This is a genomic window from Oricola indica, from assembly GCF_019966595.1.
GTDB classification, from domain to species: domain Bacteria; phylum Pseudomonadota; class Alphaproteobacteria; order Rhizobiales; family Rhizobiaceae; genus Oricola; species Oricola indica.
Genome location: NZ_JAINFJ010000001.1, coordinates 106,972 through 123,704, shown reverse-complemented (window position 1 = coordinate 123,704; position 16,733 = coordinate 106,972). Strand labels below are relative to the sequence as shown.

The 16,733-nt window shown below is 62.4% G+C and carries 15 protein-coding genes; 9 read left to right on the top strand and 6 right to left on the bottom strand.

All coding sequences use genetic code 11. The features are described 5' to 3' along the window. Nucleotides 1-87 precede the first annotated feature (87 nt). On the top strand, nt 88-819 hold the full coding sequence (locus tag LC343_RS00600; RefSeq protein ID WP_223475150.1) for an SDR family NAD(P)-dependent oxidoreductase: 732 nt from the start codon (nt 88-90) through the stop codon (nt 817-819). 8 nt (nt 820-827) lie between these two features. Here LC343_RS00600 and LC343_RS00595 read toward each other — a convergent pair whose 3' ends face one another. Then, on the bottom strand, nt 828-1,616 hold the full coding sequence (locus LC343_RS00595) for an IclR family transcriptional regulator (protein WP_223475149.1): 789 nt from the start codon (nt 1,614-1,616) through the stop codon (nt 828-830). Nucleotides 1,617-1,756: 140 nt separating this feature from the next. Beyond that, nucleotides 1,757-3,070: an FAD-binding oxidoreductase gene (locus tag LC343_RS00590; RefSeq protein ID WP_223475148.1), complete on the bottom strand. Its 1,314-nt coding sequence runs from the start codon at nt 3,068-3,070 to the stop codon at nt 1,757-1,759. A gap of 252 nt (nt 3,071-3,322) precedes the next feature. Between LC343_RS00590 and LC343_RS00585 the strand changes: the two genes are divergently transcribed. From LC343_RS00585 to LC343_RS00570, 4 genes are all read left to right on the top strand, one after another. Then, nucleotides 3,323-4,339: an ABC transporter permease gene (locus LC343_RS00585; RefSeq protein WP_223475147.1), complete on the top strand. Its 1,017-nt coding sequence runs from the start codon at nt 3,323-3,325 to the stop codon at nt 4,337-4,339. Between the two features lie 98 nt (nt 4,340-4,437). Continuing rightward, nucleotides 4,438-5,421: a sugar ABC transporter substrate-binding protein gene (locus LC343_RS00580; protein WP_223475146.1), complete on the top strand. Its 984-nt coding sequence runs from the start codon at nt 4,438-4,440 to the stop codon at nt 5,419-5,421. A 52-nt stretch (nt 5,422-5,473) separates the two neighbouring features. Continuing rightward, nucleotides 5,474-7,018 (top strand): sugar ABC transporter ATP-binding protein, encoded by a 1,545-nt coding sequence (locus tag LC343_RS00575; RefSeq protein WP_223475145.1) that lies wholly within the window; start codon nt 5,474-5,476, stop codon nt 7,016-7,018. Nucleotides 7,019-7,021: 3 nt separating this feature from the next. After that, entirely contained in the window at nt 7,022-7,783 is a 762-nt protein-coding gene (locus tag LC343_RS00570) for an SDR family NAD(P)-dependent oxidoreductase (RefSeq protein WP_223475144.1), read from the top strand. A 65-nt stretch (nt 7,784-7,848) separates the two neighbouring features. On the opposite strand, the gene LC343_RS00565 is transcribed toward LC343_RS00570, so the two are convergent. The 3 genes from LC343_RS00565 to LC343_RS00555 are packed head-to-tail and all read right to left on the bottom strand — an operon-like array spanning nt 7,849 to nt 10,072. Then, on the bottom strand, nt 7,849-8,436 hold the full coding sequence (locus tag LC343_RS00565) for an SDR family NAD(P)-dependent oxidoreductase (RefSeq protein WP_223475143.1): 588 nt from the start codon (nt 8,434-8,436) through the stop codon (nt 7,849-7,851). Continuing rightward, entirely contained in the window at nt 8,433-9,215 is a 783-nt protein-coding gene (locus LC343_RS00560) for an SDR family NAD(P)-dependent oxidoreductase (RefSeq protein WP_223475142.1), read from the bottom strand. Before LC343_RS00560 ends, LC343_RS00565 begins: the two co-directional genes overlap by 4 nt. 20 nt (nt 9,216-9,235) lie before the next feature. Continuing rightward, nucleotides 9,236-10,072, bottom strand: coding sequence for a fumarylacetoacetate hydrolase family protein (locus LC343_RS00555; RefSeq protein WP_223475141.1), 837 nt, complete (start codon nt 10,070-10,072; stop codon nt 9,236-9,238). 582 nt (nt 10,073-10,654) lie between these two features. Between LC343_RS00555 and LC343_RS00550 the strand changes: the two genes are divergently transcribed. The 4 genes from LC343_RS00550 (at nt 10,655) to LC343_RS00535 (ending at nt 16,023) form a co-directional block, all read left to right on the top strand. Further along, nucleotides 10,655-13,006 (top strand): thiamine pyrophosphate-dependent enzyme, encoded by a 2,352-nt coding sequence (locus LC343_RS00550; RefSeq protein WP_223475140.1) that lies wholly within the window; start codon nt 10,655-10,657, stop codon nt 13,004-13,006. Then, nucleotides 13,003-13,695, top strand: coding sequence for an E3 binding domain-containing protein (locus LC343_RS00545; RefSeq protein ID WP_223475139.1), 693 nt, complete (start codon nt 13,003-13,005; stop codon nt 13,693-13,695). The genes LC343_RS00550 and LC343_RS00545 overlap by 4 nt, the downstream gene beginning before the upstream one ends. A 400-nt stretch (nt 13,696-14,095) precedes the next feature. Then, nucleotides 14,096-15,112: a tRNA dihydrouridine(20/20a) synthase DusA gene (gene dusA, locus LC343_RS00540; RefSeq protein ID WP_223475138.1), complete on the top strand. Its 1,017-nt coding sequence runs from the start codon at nt 14,096-14,098 to the stop codon at nt 15,110-15,112. Between the two features lie 86 nt (nt 15,113-15,198). Then, nucleotides 15,199-16,023 carry a sulfite exporter TauE/SafE family protein gene (locus LC343_RS00535; RefSeq protein ID WP_223475137.1) on the top strand — a complete coding sequence of 275 codons (825 nt, stop codon included), beginning with the start codon at nt 15,199-15,201 and terminating at the stop codon, nt 16,021-16,023. 6 nt (nt 16,024-16,029) lie between these two features. On the opposite strand, the gene LC343_RS00530 is transcribed toward LC343_RS00535, so the two are convergent. Beyond that, entirely contained in the window at nt 16,030-16,731 is a 702-nt protein-coding gene (locus tag LC343_RS00530) for a TIGR02281 family clan AA aspartic protease (protein ID WP_223475136.1), read from the bottom strand. Nucleotides 16,732-16,733 lie beyond the last annotated feature (2 nt).

Sequence of the window (16,733 nt, the reverse complement as noted above, 5' to 3'; positions counted from 1 at the left end):
TCATAATGTGGATATTAGCCGTAATCAATAGGCCCAATTTTGCGAATTGGGCCGGTTCGGCATCCGACACTCACTCAGGACGTTTTGATGGAAAATCGCGCAAGCTATGACTTCTCGGGCCGTGTTGCGGTGATCACGGGTGGGGGCACCGGCATCGGTGCGGCGATCGCTACGCAATTGCGATCGTGTGGCGCGACCGTGATTGTCTGGGACCTCGACCCCGGCGGCCTGCCTAAAGAGCAGGCCATCGCTGTTGATGTATCCGACCCCGTGTCCACGGCAAACGCGGCCGCGGAGACCCTGCGGCGCCATCCGAAGATCGACATTCTGGTCAACAATGCCGGTTACGCCGGCCCCACGGCCAGTCTCGAGGAGTACCCTCTCGACGCCTGGCAGCGCATCATGGATGTCAATCTCGGCGGCGTGTTCCATGTGACGCGGAGCCTGTTGCCGGCGCTGAGAAACGGATCCGGCGGGCGCATCGTCAATATCGCCTCACTGGCCGGTAAAGAAGGCACGCCCAATGCCGGGCCCTACAGCGCAAGCAAGGCAGCCGTGCTGGCCTTGACCAAATCGTGGGGCAAGGAGCTTGCGGGCAGCGGGATTCTGGTGAACGCGATTGCTCCGGCTGCGGTCAGGACCAGCTTGCTGGAGCAGATGAGCAAGGAGCATGTCGACACGATGATCGCCAAATCGCCGCTTGGCCGTCTGGGGGAGCCGGACGAAGTGGCCGAGATGGTGCTGTGGTTGTGTTCCGACTCCTGCACCTTCAACACCGGTGCGGTGTTCGACCTTTCCGGCGGTCGGGCGACCTATTGAGCGATGCGCTAAAGCCCCAGCTGCCGACTCATGTCCTGAGCGATACCCGAGACGCAGTTTTCGATGGCGGTTAGCGCGGTTTCCGGGGCGAGCTCGTCGAAGCGATAGCGTGGAAGGCTGAGACTGACACACCCAAGCACTTGGCCCGAACCGACGATCGCCTTCCCGTAGCAGCAGATGTCGAGTTCGCTTTCCTGCAAGTCGAGGGCGTATGAACGTTCGCGCGTCAGCGCGATTTCGGCATCGAGCTTCTGGTGATCGGTAATGGTATGCGGCGTGAAGGACGAAAGCGTGAGGCCGGCGGTCAGTTCGTGTTGCCGGTCCACCGGCTGCGCGGCGAGCCAGGCCTTGCCGACCGCGCTGGCGTGCAGCGATACGCGGGTTCCAAGCCTTGAGGTCATTCGCACCGCCCGGCGGCTTTCCAGCTTGTCCACATAGACCATTTCCGAACCGGCGTTGATCGCGAGATGGACGGTCTCGTCAAGCTGTTGGTTCAGCTTCTCGATATGGGGTCGCGCTACCCTGCGCAGTTCAAGCTCGTCCCAACTTCGGTAGGCGAGGCTGATGAGCCGTGATCCAAGCGCCAGACCGCGCATGCCGGCCTGTTCCGCCAGCATCCCTTCCTGCAGCAGCGCCGAGACGATGCGATGCGCGGAGGGGCGGGGTATGCCGGTGGCCTGCGCGATATCGGTGACGCTGACCCGGCCCGGGGCATCGGCAACAAACTGCAGGACGCGGACGAATTTTGAGAAGGATGCGGTGCCGCGAATAGGCTGCTGGTCTTCGGTTGGGGGCACGGCGGGCAATCGGGATTGTCGGTGAGCTGTAGACACGCAGTCTAGTGATGGCGCCACCCCAAGACAAGCTGGCTCGGAAGGCGACCATGTGGCCGACATTGCCACTGTCGATGCCCGAGTCCCAGCCGGTTTTTCCAGATCTACCCGGCGGCGAGAATACGCCCGGGATTCAGGATGCTGCCCGGATCGAGCATTCGCTTGATATCGGCCATCAAGGCAATTTCGTTCGGTGATCGGGTGAGATCCAGATAAGGCTGCTTCAGCCTGCCGATCCCGTGCTCGGCCGAAACCGAGCCACCGAAATCCGCCACGACACCATAAACAGTGTCCGAGACGGTCTTCCGTGTCTCCGGTCCGGACTGTTCGGGCATGACATTGACGTGAAGATTGCAGTCGGCCAGATGGCCGAAAACCACCCATGGCACGCCGGGAAAGGTTTCGCCGATTCTGTGTCGAAGGGCCTCGACCGCGGCTTCCATCCGCTCAAGCGGAATCGAGATATCGAAGCCGATCATGGGCGGGAAGTGCCGACCGTGTTCGTAAACCGACTCGCGCAGACTCCAGAAACTCGCGCGTTCGGCATCTGATTGTGCAATCACGGCGTCGAGAACCAGACCAGTCTCGAGGTTGGTCGATAGGGCTTCGATGAAGCCGTCATCGCCGGTGCCAGGCGCTTCGATCAGAAGGAAAACCCCGTCACCGGCGGGGACCGGGGCTGTCAGGCCCATAGTGCCGGTAGCGATGTCATAGAACTCCCGCCACATCGCCTCGAAGACGAGAAGGCCGGCAGGCAATCGTTTGCCCAATTCGCCGAGAAGTTTCAGCGCGGCGGCCGTATCGGCAACTCTGACCAAGGCGGAATCGATCGATTGCGGCAATGGATGCAGGGCAAATGTGACCTGCGTCACGATGCCAAGCGTTCCTTCCGATCCGATGAAAATCTGGGTCCAGTCATAGCCGGTGTTGTTCTTGAGCATCTTTCCGGGCGTGCTGACGATGCGTCCGTCGGCCAATACCACCTCCAGTCCGCGTACATTGGCGCGCGTCATGCCATAGCGTAGCACCTGATTTCCGCCGGCATTGGTCGCGACCGTGCCGCCGACGGTGCAACTGCCGCGTGCGCCCAGATCGACACCAAGCAGCAGGCCTGCATCGTTTGCCGCCTCCTGCGCCATCTGCAACGGTGTTCCTGCCAGCGCCGTGATCGTGCCGCCCAGCAAGTCGATTTCCACTATGCCGACCATGCGTTCGAGCGAAATCGCGATCTCACCCTCGAGAGGATGCGCGCCGCCTGCAAGTCCGGTCATGCCGCCCTGTGGAACCACCGGCCGTCCATGGTCATTGCAAAGGGTCAGAGCGGCGGATACCTCGGCGCTGCTGCGCGGAAGAATCAGGGCCGCCGGGGCAGTGGGCGGCAGACCGGCCGCATCAGCCCAGTTTCGCGAGGGAATCATATCTCCGGTTCGTACCGAATCTTTGCCCAGGGTTGCCTGCAATTCGGCGATCAGGGAATCTTCCACATCAAATCTCCCATTGTTGATAATGGTTTACCGTCGCCGTCCAACGCGACCGGGGCTTATCCGGAAAAATGCACAGCGAAACCTCAATAAGCGATTATAATAGTATACTACAATGCCGAAGTGTGCTAACAACCCACAAATTGGAGGACTGTGCTTCGGCGTGGTACGTGCAAAAGGGAGAAGCGGATGGCCGAGGCCGATGGGGCTTTGATGCCGGGCGCACAGAGTTCAGCTTTGCGTAAAATCACGATGCGTCTGGTCACCGGAGGTGAGGTCGGCGTGATCGCAGCGCTGGTCTTGCTGGCCGGCTTTTTCTGGATGATCGAGCCCGCTTTCATGTCGGCTCGCAATGTTCGTGCGATTCTCAATGTGGTCTCGTTCGTTGGCATCATAGCCATCGGGCAGACGGTTCTGATGGTTTCCGGTGAGTTCGACCTTTCTGTCGGCTCGGTAGCGGGCCTTTCCGCAGTGGTGGCAGCCAAGCTGATGACGGCTTTGGCGTTGCCGGTGCCGATCGCGCTCCTTGGCGGCGTCGGCGTGGGACTTCTCCTGGGCCTGGTCAACGGGCTGGTCGTGGTCAAGCTGGGTATCCCGGCTTTCATCCAGACCCTGGGCGTCCTGTTTGTGGGCCAGGGGCTCATTCAGGTCGTAACCGGTGGCTACCCCGTCTATCCGCTCCCGGAAGCGGTTACCGCCATTGGCCGTACCAATCTTGGTTTTGGCCTTGGCTGGAGTTTTGCCTTTTTCATCATGGCTCTGATCGTCGCGGACACGGTGCTGCGCAGAACCGCGGTCGGCCGCAATCTGTATGCGACCGGTGGCAACAAGGAGGTTGCGAGGCTCGTCGGTATCAACACCGACCGCTACAAGATTGCCTCCTTCATGACGGTTGGCGCATTGGCCGCGGTCGCGGGGATGTTTGTCATGGCCGACATGTCAACCGCGACGACAACGGTTGGTTCGGGCTGGGAGCTTGTGGTTATCGCCGGTGTGGTGGTTGGCGGGGTCTCGCTGTTCGGCGGGGCGGGTACCGTGGTTGGCGGGGTTATCGGAATCCTGCTGCTGCGCGTCGTCCAAAGTGGGCTGGTCATTATCGGTGTCGATGCCAACTGGCAGCAGATCGCGGTGGGCGTGATCATGGTGCTGGCGGTTGGGCTGGACATTCTGCGGCGCCGCTATCTGGCGAGCGGTAACGCGGGATAGGCGGCTGACGCCGCTTCCCAAGAAGGAGGCGCAGCCCATTGGGTTTGCGTGGGTACGACCGCTCGAGAAACGGGCGGCGACAATAGAGAGGAGACATCATGTTGAAATTCAAGGGACTGCCCGGTGTGTTCGGTCGAACCGCACTGACCGGAGTACTGTTGGTATCCGGTCTGGGGCTGGTCGCGCCGGCCGTTGCAGATGATACCGTGCGCCTGCTGTGGGTGCAGCCGATGCGCGGCCATCCGGTTCATCGCCTGATGCAGGCCGGATTTCTAGAGAAATGCGCTGAACTGGAATATGAGTGCGAAGTCGTCGGCGACCCGAGCGCAACCAACTGGGACGTCGCAGCGACGATCCCGCTCGCCGAAGCCGCATTGGCGCGGACCGAATACGATGCAGTCGGCGTCTATGGTCCCGACCCGGCAGTCTATTCCTACATGACGGATCTGGCCGGCGAGGGCCTGCCTGTCGTGACGTGGCATGTTCTGCCGGAAGAGGGCTCGGTTCCCGGCCTTGCCGCCGCCATCGGCGAGGATATCTCCAATGCCGGTTACAATGCCGCGATGGCAATCGGCGAACAGCTTGGCGGCAAGGGAACCGTCGCGCTGACGCAAGGCGCATCGAACGATACCGAGAACACGATGTCGGACGCGTTTCGGGCCACGATTGCCGAGCATTTCCCGGACATTGTTGTCCTGCCAACCGAGATGGAAGGCTTCGATCCGTCGGCCGCGGAATCCAAGGCCGTGGCGATGTTGCTTGCGAACCCGGATGTCGCGGCGGCGTTCGGCACGACGGGCAACTCGATCCAGACCTGGGCATCCGCGTCGCGGAAGGCAGACCGGGATCTGGTCATCATCGGCATGGACTACATTCGCCAGAACCTCGATCTGGTGCGCGACGGTGAGGCCTACGGCCTTGTCGCCCAACCGCTCTACGAGGAAAGTGCGCTTGTAGCGGAACTGCTTGGCCGCCTGGCGCAGGGTGAGGAGGTCGACTACCTGAACCCGCTCCCGGCGCCGGTCATCACCGCGGATGACCTGCAGCCCTATTACGAAATGCTGGACCGCGCGGGTCAGTAAGCCGGTCTTCCGGGCGGGGTCTCTCCGCCCGGATTGGCCCAAGGAGAATGCCGTGAGTGCCGACTACGCCATCGAAACCCGTGCCATCTGCAAATCCTTCGCTGGAGTCCAGGCTCTGCGCGGCGTGGACCTGAAGGTTCGTCGAGGCGACATTCACGCGCTTCTGGGTCAGAACGGTGCCGGCAAGTCGACGCTGGTCAAGATCATGAACGGTGTCTATCGCGCCGGTGCCTACGAAGGCGAACTTCTGCTTTCCGGCAAGCCCTGCGCCTTTCGCTCGCCCGATGACGCTCGTGGCGCGGGCATTGGCTATGTTCCGCAGGAAATCGAGGTTCTGGATCAGCTGACCGTCGCGGAGAATGTCTTCGCCGGGCATATGGGCGTTGGCGGGATTGGTGTGAACCGTCCTCTCGTGCTCGAGAAAACGCGCGAGATCTTCTCCGAAATGGGCATCGCCATCAATCCGCGCGCCATAGTCGCCTCGCTCACCGGGGCGCAGCGTCATCTGGTGATGATCGCGCGCACCATCTCTGCCAATCCTGACGTGCTTATGCTGGACGAACCGACATCGTCGCTGTCCGGTCAGGAAGTTACCGCGCTGTTCGCGGTCCTTCGCCGGCTCAAGGCCCAGGGCAAGACCATCATTTACATCACTCACCGGCTTCCCGAAGTGCTGGACCTGTGTGACCATGCCACGGTGTTGCGCGATGGGCGGGTCGGTGATGAATTCGACCGTGCCGAGTTCGATCAGGACAAGTTCATCTTCGCGATGTCGGGCCGCCGCTTGCAGCAATTGTTCCCCGAGCGGACCGATGAGCCGACGGAACACAAAATGCTGGAGGTGGTGGGTTTGAACGTACCCGGGCATACCGGCGCCATTTATGGCGCGCGCGATGTGTCCTTCCACGTTGCCGCCGGCGAGATCGTCGGCCTTGCCGGATTGCTCGGTTCGGGGCGGAGCGAAATCCTGCATGGGATTTATGGCCGCGTGCCAGCCACTGGCACGATCAAGGTCGATGGCACTCCGATCCGGATCGCATCGCCAAGGGACGCGCGTGCTGCCGGCATCGCTCTCCTGACGGAGGACCGCAAACATGACGGGCTTTTGTTTAACCTGCCGGTGGGCATGAATATCACGATCGGCAATCTTTCCGCAGTCTCCTCCAACTTCTTCGTCGATGCCGATCGCGAGATGGCGGAGATCGAGAGGGCGATGCGCGAGCTGTCCGTCAAGGCGCCGTCTGCCACGTCCTCGGTCGCGCAGCTTTCCGGGGGCAATCAACAGAAGCTCCTTTTTGCACGCGTTCTGATGCGGACGCCGCGCATCCTGCTGCTGGACGAGCCGTCCAAGGGGGTCGACGCCGCGACGCGCGCCGAGATCTATCGGTTGATCGTCGAGTTGGCCGGCAAGGGTGTGGCGCTTCTGATCGTATCTTCGGAGCTGGAGGAATTGATCGGGCTGTGCGATCGTTGTCTGACCGTCGCCGATGGCGAAATCGTTGGCGAGTTCCGGCGCGGTGAGGGCGATGAGGAGCGTGTTATGCGCGAAGTGGCTGAGGCGCAGGCCCGAAATCTGGCCATGGCCATGGAGGCCTGAGTCTTGCTGGCTGGCAAGCGCATCCTTGTGACCGGAGGTGCCACCGGTATCGGTGCGGCGACCTGCCGGCATCTGCTCGAAAATGATGCTCAGGTTGCAGCGGTGGGGCTTGACGGTGCCGCCGGTCGTGCGCTGGCGTCCGAGTTGGACGACGGGTCCTTCCTGTTTCACGAAGCCGATCTGACGCGCGACGCGGATGTTCGCGCCGCCGTTGCTGCAGCAACCGATGCCTTCGGCGGGCTTGACGGTGTAGTCAATGCCGCGGGGATATACCCGACCGGAAAGCGGCTCGAGGAACTTTCCGACGAAGAATGGGACAGGACACTTGCCGTGAATCTGACCGCCGTCTTCCGGGTCTGCCGGGCCACCTTGCCCCTGTTGCGCGCGGCGGGTGGCGGTTCCGTTGTCAACATTGCCTCGGTTCACGCCGAAGCGACCGTGCCCGGCGTGCCGGCCTACGCCGCGACCAAGGGGGCGATTGCCGCGTTGTCGCGACAGATGGCGCTGGACTATGCGTGCGACCGGATCCGGGTCAATTCGGTCATTGTCGGCTCGGTTGCCACGCGCATGACACTGGACGGGTTGGACGAGGCCGGCGGCGCGGAAGCGGTTGGCCTCAGCTTCTCGCAGGACAAGATCGGCAGGATCGCGGAACCGTCCGAGATTGCGGCTGTCATCGCCTTCCTGCTTTCCGACGCGTCGAGTTTCGTGACCGGAAGCGCGGTTCGAGCCGACGGCGGCCTGCTTGCCAGACTGCTGCCTTGAACAGACGGGTAGGGCGCGACCGCGAGGTGGGTCGTGCCTTCAGCCGCTGTGGAGGACAGAGACGGTCAGAAGCTGCGGCCATAGCCGACACTCCATCCGCCATCGACGGGAAGCAATTGTCCGTTCAGATAGCTGTTGAGCGGATCGCACAGGAACAGGGCCGCATTACAGATGTCGTCGATTGTTCCCGCACGGCCAATCGGGGTGTGGCCTATCATCACCGTGTCGCCGGCGCAGGCCGGGTCGCCGATTGTGCCGGCTCCTATCCCGTTCACAACCACCTCCGGTGCGAGCGACATGGCAAGGCCTCGCAGAGCGGCCAGAACGGCGGCCATCTCGACCGAATAGTCCGGATGCCGCCGCATCGGAATGGCCGCCATGGCCGACATCAGAAAGACGATACGACCGGAACCACGGGCCTTCATGGCCAGGCCCGTTTCCCGCGCCTGTGCATGCAGTTCCGACCAGTCGAAGCCGCCATCCGGAATGAGGGGGAGGGCGACGATCAGGATGTCGGGTAATTCCGTGTGATCTCGGGCGACCGTCGCGCCGTTCGCAGACAGCGCTTCGCCCAAAGCTTCGGTTACGCGCGTCACCACACCCGTCATGGCCACCAGTTTGCCATCAAGCTCGATTCGCATTTCGGTCCTCATATCGGATATCCTGCGGTCCATCCGCCATCAACGGTGAGCGTCTGGCCGTTCACATAGGCCGCAGCCGGAGAAGCCAGGAAAAGCACGGGCTCGGCGATCTCTTCCGGCGTGCCGGGACGGCCCATCGGCACCTGGGCCATGAATTCGGCGGTGCGCCCGGCGAAGGAGCCGTCCTCGCTGTAAAACAGGGCGCGTGTGCCTTCGGACAGAACAGAGCCGGGCGCGATCGCGTTTACCAGCACACCTTGCGGCGCCAGTTCCAGCGCCATCGACCGTGTCAGGTGGATGAGCCCGGCTTTCGCTGCCACGAAAGGGCTTTGCAGGCGCATCGCGGCGAGGCCGACCACCGAGGCGATGTTGATAATCCGTCCGCCCGCCCCCCGCGCCAGCATTGGCGCCAGTGCAGCCTTGCTCATCAGATAGGTGCCATCCAGATCGACCCGCAGAATCCTGTCCCATTCCGCGCGCGGGAAGACGTCGATATTGACCCGATGCGCATGGGTGTTGATGCCGGCATTGTTCACCAGAATGTCGATCTGGCCGAAGTGGTCGAGTATGGCGGCAACGCCCGAGGCGACGGACGCCTCATCGGCGATGTCGATGTGGCAGGCCATCGCGCGGGGCAGGGTGGCAGCGAAAGCCTCGGCGCCGGCGAAGTCGATATCGGCGATCACCACGCGCGCGCCATTGTCGGCCAGTCGCCGCGATATCGCGCGGCCTATCGCCCCCGCCGCACCGGTGACGATCGCGACCCTTCCTTCCAGATCGATCTGCATCATGCCCTCCCTAGTTCGCCGAATTATTCAGCGGTGACCACTTGCCTTTGTCGACCGAGCCCGTCGATTCCCAGCTCTACGATATCACCCGCTTTCAGATAGCGCGGCGGCGTCATTCCGAGGCCGACGCCCGCCGGCGTGCCGGTCGTGATTATGTCCCCGGGATGGAGCGTGAAGAAGGTGCTGAGATAGGAAATCAGGAACCGCACCCCGTAGATCATGTTGCGCGTGCTGCCGTTTTGCATCGTCTCGCCATTGACCGAAAGCCAGAGTGCCAGATCCTGCGGATCGCCAATCTCGTCCGGTGTCACGAGCCAGGGGCCGATCGGGCCAAAGCTGTCGCAACTTTTTCCCTTCGTCCATTGGCCTGCCCGGTCAGACTGATAGCTGCGTTCGGAAACATCGTTGATCAGACAGAACCCGGCGACATGATCGAGCGCCTCAGCTTCGGTGACATATTTTGCCGCGCGCCCGATCACGACTCCGAGCTCGACCTCCCAATCCGTTTTCTCCGAGCCACGCGGCAGGACAATCGGGTCGTCGGGTCCGGAAATGCTCGACGTGGCTTTCATGAACAATACCGGCTCGGGCGGGACCGCGAGATTGCCTTCGGCGGCGTGGTCGGCATAGTTGAGACCGATACACATGAATTTCCCGGTCTCCGCTACGCAGGGCCCGATCCTGGGATTGCCCTCGACCAGCGGCAGGCTGGCTGGATCGAGCGATCCGAAGCGGTCGAGATTGGCCAACATTGCCCCGTCGATGTCGTCGCAATGCTCCGCCAGGTCGCGCATATTGCCCGCAGCGTCAAGCATTGCTGGCCGTTCGTCGCCCTTAGGGCCATAGCGCAGGAACTTCATTTTTTCTCCCTTGTCGCGGCGTTGTCTTGCCGCCTATTTCAGTCGGTGCCTTCCAGCTCCGCCCATTCGCGATCGCCTGATGCCATCACCTTTTTGCCGAGTTGCGCGGGGTGCCGCGGTCGTCGCCGGTATTGACGACAACGACCGCGGCGGGCGCCGTGTGCCGGATGCCGAACCGGGGATCGGCGGCGACGCGGCGCTGGGAGGTCAGTGTTAGCGCGCGAGCCACATCAGCCGCCCTTACCGGCGCTGAACCCGCGTCTCGCTGAGTTGCATTGGCTGAGGTCGGCAACCTCCGGGCGTTGTACCTCGCCGCAGCCTGTTCGGATGTCATGGGGCTTCCATTCTCGACATTAAATTATAATAGTATATTATCATGAATGGATCGGGCCAGGTCAAGCGATGCTGCGTCCGTTCGCTTCGCCCGTGGAAATTTCCGAATTGCCATTATGCTATTATACTACTATGTGAGTTTCGAGAGATAGGCGAGGCCTGATCGTCGAAGGAGGAAACTTGGACCAGAGTTCACGTGCGGCTCAGTCGCGGAATGGAAGCCAGGCGAATTTGCCGGCTGCATCCACAATGCTTGGTTTGTTTGAGAAGATGGTGCTCTTGCGCAAGTTCGAGACTGTCGCGCAGGCTGCATGCCGCAAGGGCGAAACGCCGGGCTTCCTGCACCTCTATCTTGGACAAGAGGCCAGTGCGGTCGGCGTTTGTGCGCATCTTCAACACAGTGACTGGGTGACATCCACCCATCGAGGTCATGGGCACGCGCTGGCCAAGGGCGCTGATCCGGCCGGCGTCATGGCGGAGCTTTTCGGCAAGGTCGACGGTATCTGCGGCGGTCGTGGCGGCACGATGCACCTTTACGATCGCAGCGTCGGGCTATTCGGCACCAACGGTGTCGTCGGCGCCGGCATCGGTCAGGCTGTCGGTATCGGCCTTGGCGCGCGAGCCCTTGGAACAGATGCGATCGGCGTCACCTTTTTCGGCGACGGGGCCAGCAATCACGGTGCCTTCCACGAGGCGCTGAATTTTGCGGCGATCCAACGGGCTCCGACGATCTTCGTTTGTGAAAACAACCTCTACGCGACAGCGACGCCCCTAAGCGAAACGACGTTGAACACCGACATTGCCAGCAAGGCCGCAAGCTATGGCATGCCCGGCGTTTCGGTTGACGGGAACGATGTGTTTGCCGTCTGGACGGTGATGGCCGAGGCGACGCAACGCGCACGCTCGGGCAAGGGGCCCACGCTGATCGAAACGCGTACCTATCGCACGGTCGGTCACCATGAAGGCGATCCCGTTGCCGGCACTTACCGCTCGCAGGAGGAGATCGACGAATGGAAGGCGCGCGATCCCATCGACCGGTTCCGCAAGAAGCTGGTCGAGGAATACCGCATTGCGAGTGTGCAGGAACTGACGGATATCGAGACGCGGATTGACGAGATCATCGACGAGGCGCTGGAATTCGCGCGTCGTTCGCCGATGCCGGATCCGGCGTCGGTCCGCCGCCATGTCTTTGCCGAGCCAATCAACCCGCCCGTTGCGCTGGCCGCGCCCGCCGCCGGCGCGAGCCGCGTGCAGGGATGGCTGGAAGCTGTGCGTGACGGCATCGCCGAGGAGATGCGCGCCAATGACGCCATTCTCTATTTTGGCGAGGGCACCGGCGAGCGGGGCGGCAGCTTTGCCCACACCAAGAATCTCTGGGCCGAGTTCGGTGCCGAACGCATGATCGATACTCCGATCTCGGAACAGGCCTTTACGGCGGCGGCCATCGGCGCTTCTGCCATCGGTGCGCGGACCGTGTCCGACGTGATGTTTGCCGATTTTGCTTTCGAGGCGGCGGGGCAGATCCTGTTGCAGGGTGCCAAGCTGCGATACATGTCGAATGGCGGCATGAACGCGCCTTTCGTGTTGCGCGCCGGGGCGGGTGCTTTGCGCAGTTCGGGTCCGCACCACAGCGGTGCTTACCATCCGATCTTCGCACAAATGCCTGGGCTGATCGTGTGCGTGCCCTCGAATCCGGCCGACGCAAAGGGACTGATGAAGACCGCGCTGCGTGCTTCGGACCCGGTCGTCATGCTGGAGCCCAAGGCGCTTTACGCATCGAAGGGGGAAGTTCCCGAGGGCGAGCACTACGTCCCCTTTGGCGTCGCGCGGATCGCGCGCGCCGGCCAGGACATCACCATTGTCGCCAGCGGACAGCTGGTTGGTCAGGCGATGAAGGCGGCCGAAACGCTGGCCGCAGCTGGGATCGAGGCAGAGATCATCGATCCTCGCACGATCGTGCCCTTCGATATCTATGCCGTGGTGGAGAGCGTTCGCAAGACCCACCGTCTGCTAGTCGTGGACGAAGCCTGGGCCATGTGCGGCATGGGTGGCGAAATCGCCCAGGCGATCAACGAACTGGCCTTCGACGAGTTGGATGCGCCGCCGGGACGGCTTCACACGCTGCCGGTTTCGCATCCCTTTGCGCCGGTTCTCGAGCAGGCGATGCTGGTCAACGCGGAGCGGATCATCGAGGCGGCGCAAGGCATAGTCGATGGCCTGCCACCGGTGCCCGATCACTGGATGGGGCAGGGGAGCGGTCGTCCGGTTGCGGCGCCCGCGCCTGCGCCTGCGCCGATCGCTTCGCCCTCGGCTCCCCCGTCGGCGGCTCCGGAAACTCCCGCGCCGGCAGCCGCCGGGAAGGACGGAGAGGAAGACATCCTGATGCCGTTCGGGGATCTCACGGTCAGCGAAGGCACGCTGGTTCGTTGGGTCAAGGGGCTTGGCGATACGGTAACCAGTGGCGAACTCGTCGCTGAAATCGAGACCGACAAGGCGGTGGTCGAGATCGAGGCTCCGGTCTCGGGCAAGGTCACTTCAATCGAAGCCGAGGTTGGTCAGGTCATTCCGATGGGTGGTCGAATCGGCGGGATTTCGGCATGATTCCTGCGGTTGTGCGGCAGAAAGCCTCGCCCTATGCGCGCAAGCTCGCGAAGGAGCGTTCGCTGGCGCTCGACGCGATCATCGGCACCGGCCCATTCGGTCGGATTGTTGCCGCCGATGTGCTGAACGCGCCTGATGAACCGGCTGTAAGAACCGCTGGGCCCGGGCCCGCGCGTATTCCTTCAGCCTTTGCGGCGCAGATAGATCTCACCGCGCTGCGTCGGTTCATCGATGATGTCGATGCAGCGGGCCTGGCGTTGTCGATCGAGGATATCGCTTTGCGCGCGGCGGGGCGGGCGTTGGCCGAACTCGACTTGTCCGACGCCATGGCCAACCGCGATCTGGCGCTTGAAACCGGTGGTCGGCAGATACGCCTTGCAATGTCCCGTGATCACTCTGTCGGGGTTCAGAGGCAGGCACGCCTAGAGGCGCTCGACAGCGAGCGAGATGATGCCGAGGCCGAGGCGCTTCTCTCGGTCCAGTTCCTTGAGGCTGGTCGGGTCTCGCCCGTGCTCATGCCGTTGTTGCCGGGACGGGCCCTTCGGCTTCGGCTCAACACGCTTGCGGGCGGTGAAGCGCTTGCGGCTCTCCTCTGTGCCGATCCCGATGTGTTGCCCGACGAAGCCGCGGTGGCCTTTCTCGACAGTTTCGCCAACGCCATGGAAGAACCGTTGAGGCTCTTGGCCTGAGCGGCCTCGGCCATGGCGATCACCGTGGCTGTCTTCGACAGGCGCATCGATTTGGATGCCGCAGCAGTCCTCCCCAAAAACCGGCAGCATGCCGGATGTAGAGACCTGTCGCGTCTGAGAGCGTCGGGACATCGATCCCGCTTACCCCGCATTTGAGCGTGGCTACAAGCGCGCCGGATTGACCGCGCCGGTCTCAGGCATTGGCCGTCGATCGAATCTCTTGTTTTCGGGCAGAACGATCACACCGCCGCGCTTTATGACAATCTGTGCAAGCCATGCTACAGACCCGTCTTTGCGAGGTAGCCCATAGGGGAATACCTTGTGTTGTGCTTTCCAAGCAAACAGGCACGAAATTAACCGATACGAGGCGTCGGCAAAAATCAGAGATATGGACTGAGTATTGGAAGACGAAAGGAAATCGCCGATTAGCGCATCCCAGCGTCTCGCCATCGCGCCCATGATGGATTGGACCGATCGGCATTGTCGCTATTTTCATCGCCAGCTTACGCGGCGGGCGTTGCTTTATACCGAGATGGTCGTGGCGGATGCGGTGATCCATGGCGTTCGGGAGCGCCTGCTCGGTTATGACGCGGCCGAGCATCCGGTGGCGCTGCAGCTGGGTGGCAGCGATCCGGAGAAGCTGGCGGAAGCGGTGAGGATCGCGGCGAGTTTCGGCTATGACGAGGTCAATCTCAATGTCGGCTGTCCGTCGGATCGTGTCCAGTCGGGAACATTCGGCGCCTGCCTGATGTTGCAGCCGGCGCTTGTCGCTCGTTGTGTCGAGGCGATGAAAGAGGCCGCGCCGGCAGGGCAGCAGGTGACCGTTAAATGCCGTATCGGCGTCGATGAGCAGGACCCGGAAACGGCCTTGTTCGATCTGGCGCGCCAGGTCGCCGATGCGGGGACGGATGCGATCTGGGTGCACGCCCGCAAGGCATGGCTGGAAGGTTTGAGCCCGAAGGAGAACCGGGATATCCCGCCGCTGGACTATAACCTCGTCTATCGCCTGAAGGCCGATTATCCCAGCCTTTTCATCGGGATAAATGGCGGTATTCAGGATTTGAATCAGGCCGTCGAGCATCTCCGGCATGTTGACGGCGTCATGCTGGGCCGCGCGGCCTATCACAACCCGGGTCTGCTGAGCGACGTGGACAGCACGATTTACGGCGAAGCCGGCGCTTCGGTCGATCTGCACTCCGTCGTACTGACGATGGCCGACTATATCGATCGGCATGTCGCCGCGGGCGGAAAGGCGAACCAAGTGACGCGCCATATGGTCGGACTGTTCCACGGCATGCCCGGCGCGCGAGGCTGGCGCCAGCACCTTTCGACGCAAGCCGTTCTGCCGGGTGCGGACGGTCAGGTTTTGCGCGACGCGCTGGAAAAGATCACCGCGGTTCAACGTGCGGCGGCCTGACGGCGCCGTGGCTTGCCAAGCTCCCTGAAACCGGTCATCTGGCAGTATTCTTGGCCGTATTTCTGGCTGCGGGGGCGAGTTCCGGAATGGGTGACGTGACGATCATGGAAGTGGCGGGGCTGGTGCTGGCTCTCGCCGGTGCGGGGCTGGTGGCCGGCGTCCTCGCGGGCCTTTTCGGCATCGGAGGCGGTGCTGTTCTGGTGCCGATCTTCTACCAGGTCTTCGGCATTGTCGGTGTCGAGGATTCGCTGCGCATGCATCTGTCGGTCGGCACTTCGCTCGCCATCATCGTTCCAACCTCCATCCGATCCTTCCTGTCGCATCGAGCCAAAGGCGCGGTCGATATGGAGCTGCTGAAGAGCTACGTCTTCGCGATTCCGACCGGCGTGCTGCTCGCCACGCTTGTTTTCGCATCGATATCGGGCAGCGGCTTGCGCATCGTCTTCGCGGTCATCTCGATTCTCGTCGGGCTTCGCCTGATCCTGAACCGGCCGGGCTGGCGGATCGGCGACGATCTGCCGACCGGTATCGCACGCTTCGGTATCGGCGCGATCATCGGTTTCCTGTCGACGCTGATGGGCATCGGCGGCGGCGTGCTCAACAACACCTTCATGACGCTTTTCAACCGGCCTATCCACCAGGCGGTGGCCACGTCGGCGGGTGTTGGTGTGCTGATATCCATTCCCGGTTTTATCGGTTCGATCTGGGCCGGATGGGGCGAGGCGGGGCTTCCGTTTCTCTCGACGGGCTTCGTCAACTGGCTCGCTGTTGCGCTGATCATCCCGATCACGCTTTTGGTCGCGCCGCTCGGCGTGCGTCTGGCGCACGGGCTGAAGAAGCGTCAGCTCGAGGTGAGTTTCGGCATCTTCATGTTCGTGGTCGCGGCGCGGTTCTTCTACAGCGTGCTGTAGGTCGGGTCAGTTCCGCAGGATCATGCGGTCGCGCTGGAACTCGAAGGACGACAACGTGTCGAGGAAGTTCATGCCGAGTAGGTTCGAGGCGAGCTGATTGTCACGGGCAACCAACGCGATCATGTTCTGCCGCCCGATCCCGCCAATCACGATCTCCACATCCGAGATGCGCGCCGCCATGGTCACGCCGTTCGCCGTCGAGACCGGGATCCGGAAGTCGAGCGTGTCGGGATCGTAGCCGGCCTTGCGCGCGTTCGTTTCCGTCAGCACGACGGTCGAAGCGCCGGTGTCGATCATGAAGGGTTGCCGCTCGCCATTGACGATGCCGAGAACCTCGAAATGGCGGCCGCTTCTGTTCACGGTGACCGACAGGTCGCCATTGACGTCTTCCATCGTCACCGGCTTGCCCGGCAACAGGCCGGAGGTGACCCGGCTTGCCGTTTCCTGCAGTTCGAAGCGGTATTCGTAGCCGACGACCAGCATGACGAGGACAGCGATCCAGATGCCGGCCTGGCGCGCCATGGCGCCGAAGCGCTGGCCGGAGGCGAACAGCGCCGCGGCAATCACCGTTCCAAGCAGGCCGAGATAGACCGTACCGGCGAACTGGTCGTCGGTCATCGGGCCGATCGTGCCATCATTGCCGTTGAAGACGAGGATCAGCAGCGCAGCGCCGAGAATGCCGAAGATGACGAATGCGAAGGCGTTCATTG

Excerpts from the sequence above, each read along its gene's own strand:
- LC343_RS00565 (WP_223475143.1), bottom strand. The coding sequence starts at position 8,436 with ATGAGGACCGAAATGCGAATCGAGCTTGATGGCAAACTGGTGGCCATG.
- LC343_RS00545 (WP_223475139.1), top strand. The coding sequence starts at position 13,003 with ATGATTCCTGCGGTTGTGCGGCAGAAAGCCTCGCCCTATGCGCGCAAG.
- LC343_RS00585 (WP_223475147.1), top strand. The coding sequence starts at position 3,323 with ATGGCCGAGGCCGATGGGGCTTTGATGCCGGGCGCACAGAGTTCAGCT.
- LC343_RS00555 (WP_223475141.1), bottom strand. The coding sequence starts at position 10,072 with ATGAAGTTCCTGCGCTATGGCCCTAAGGGCGACGAACGGCCAGCAATG.
- LC343_RS00580 (WP_223475146.1), top strand. The coding sequence starts at position 4,438 with ATGTTGAAATTCAAGGGACTGCCCGGTGTGTTCGGTCGAACCGCACTG.
- LC343_RS00600 (WP_223475150.1), top strand. The coding sequence starts at position 88 with ATGGAAAATCGCGCAAGCTATGACTTCTCGGGCCGTGTTGCGGTGATC.
- LC343_RS00535 (WP_223475137.1), top strand. The coding sequence starts at position 15,199 with ATGGGTGACGTGACGATCATGGAAGTGGCGGGGCTGGTGCTGGCTCTC.
- LC343_RS00590 (WP_223475148.1), bottom strand. The coding sequence starts at position 3,070 with ATGATTCCCTCGCGAAACTGGGCTGATGCGGCCGGTCTGCCGCCCACT.
- LC343_RS00550 (WP_223475140.1), top strand. The coding sequence starts at position 10,655 with ATGCTTGGTTTGTTTGAGAAGATGGTGCTCTTGCGCAAGTTCGAGACT.
- LC343_RS00560 (WP_223475142.1), bottom strand. The coding sequence starts at position 9,215 with ATGATGCAGATCGATCTGGAAGGAAGGGTCGCGATCGTCACCGGTGCG.
- LC343_RS00530 (WP_223475136.1), bottom strand. The coding sequence starts at position 16,731 with ATGAACGCCTTCGCATTCGTCATCTTCGGCATTCTCGGCGCTGCGCTG.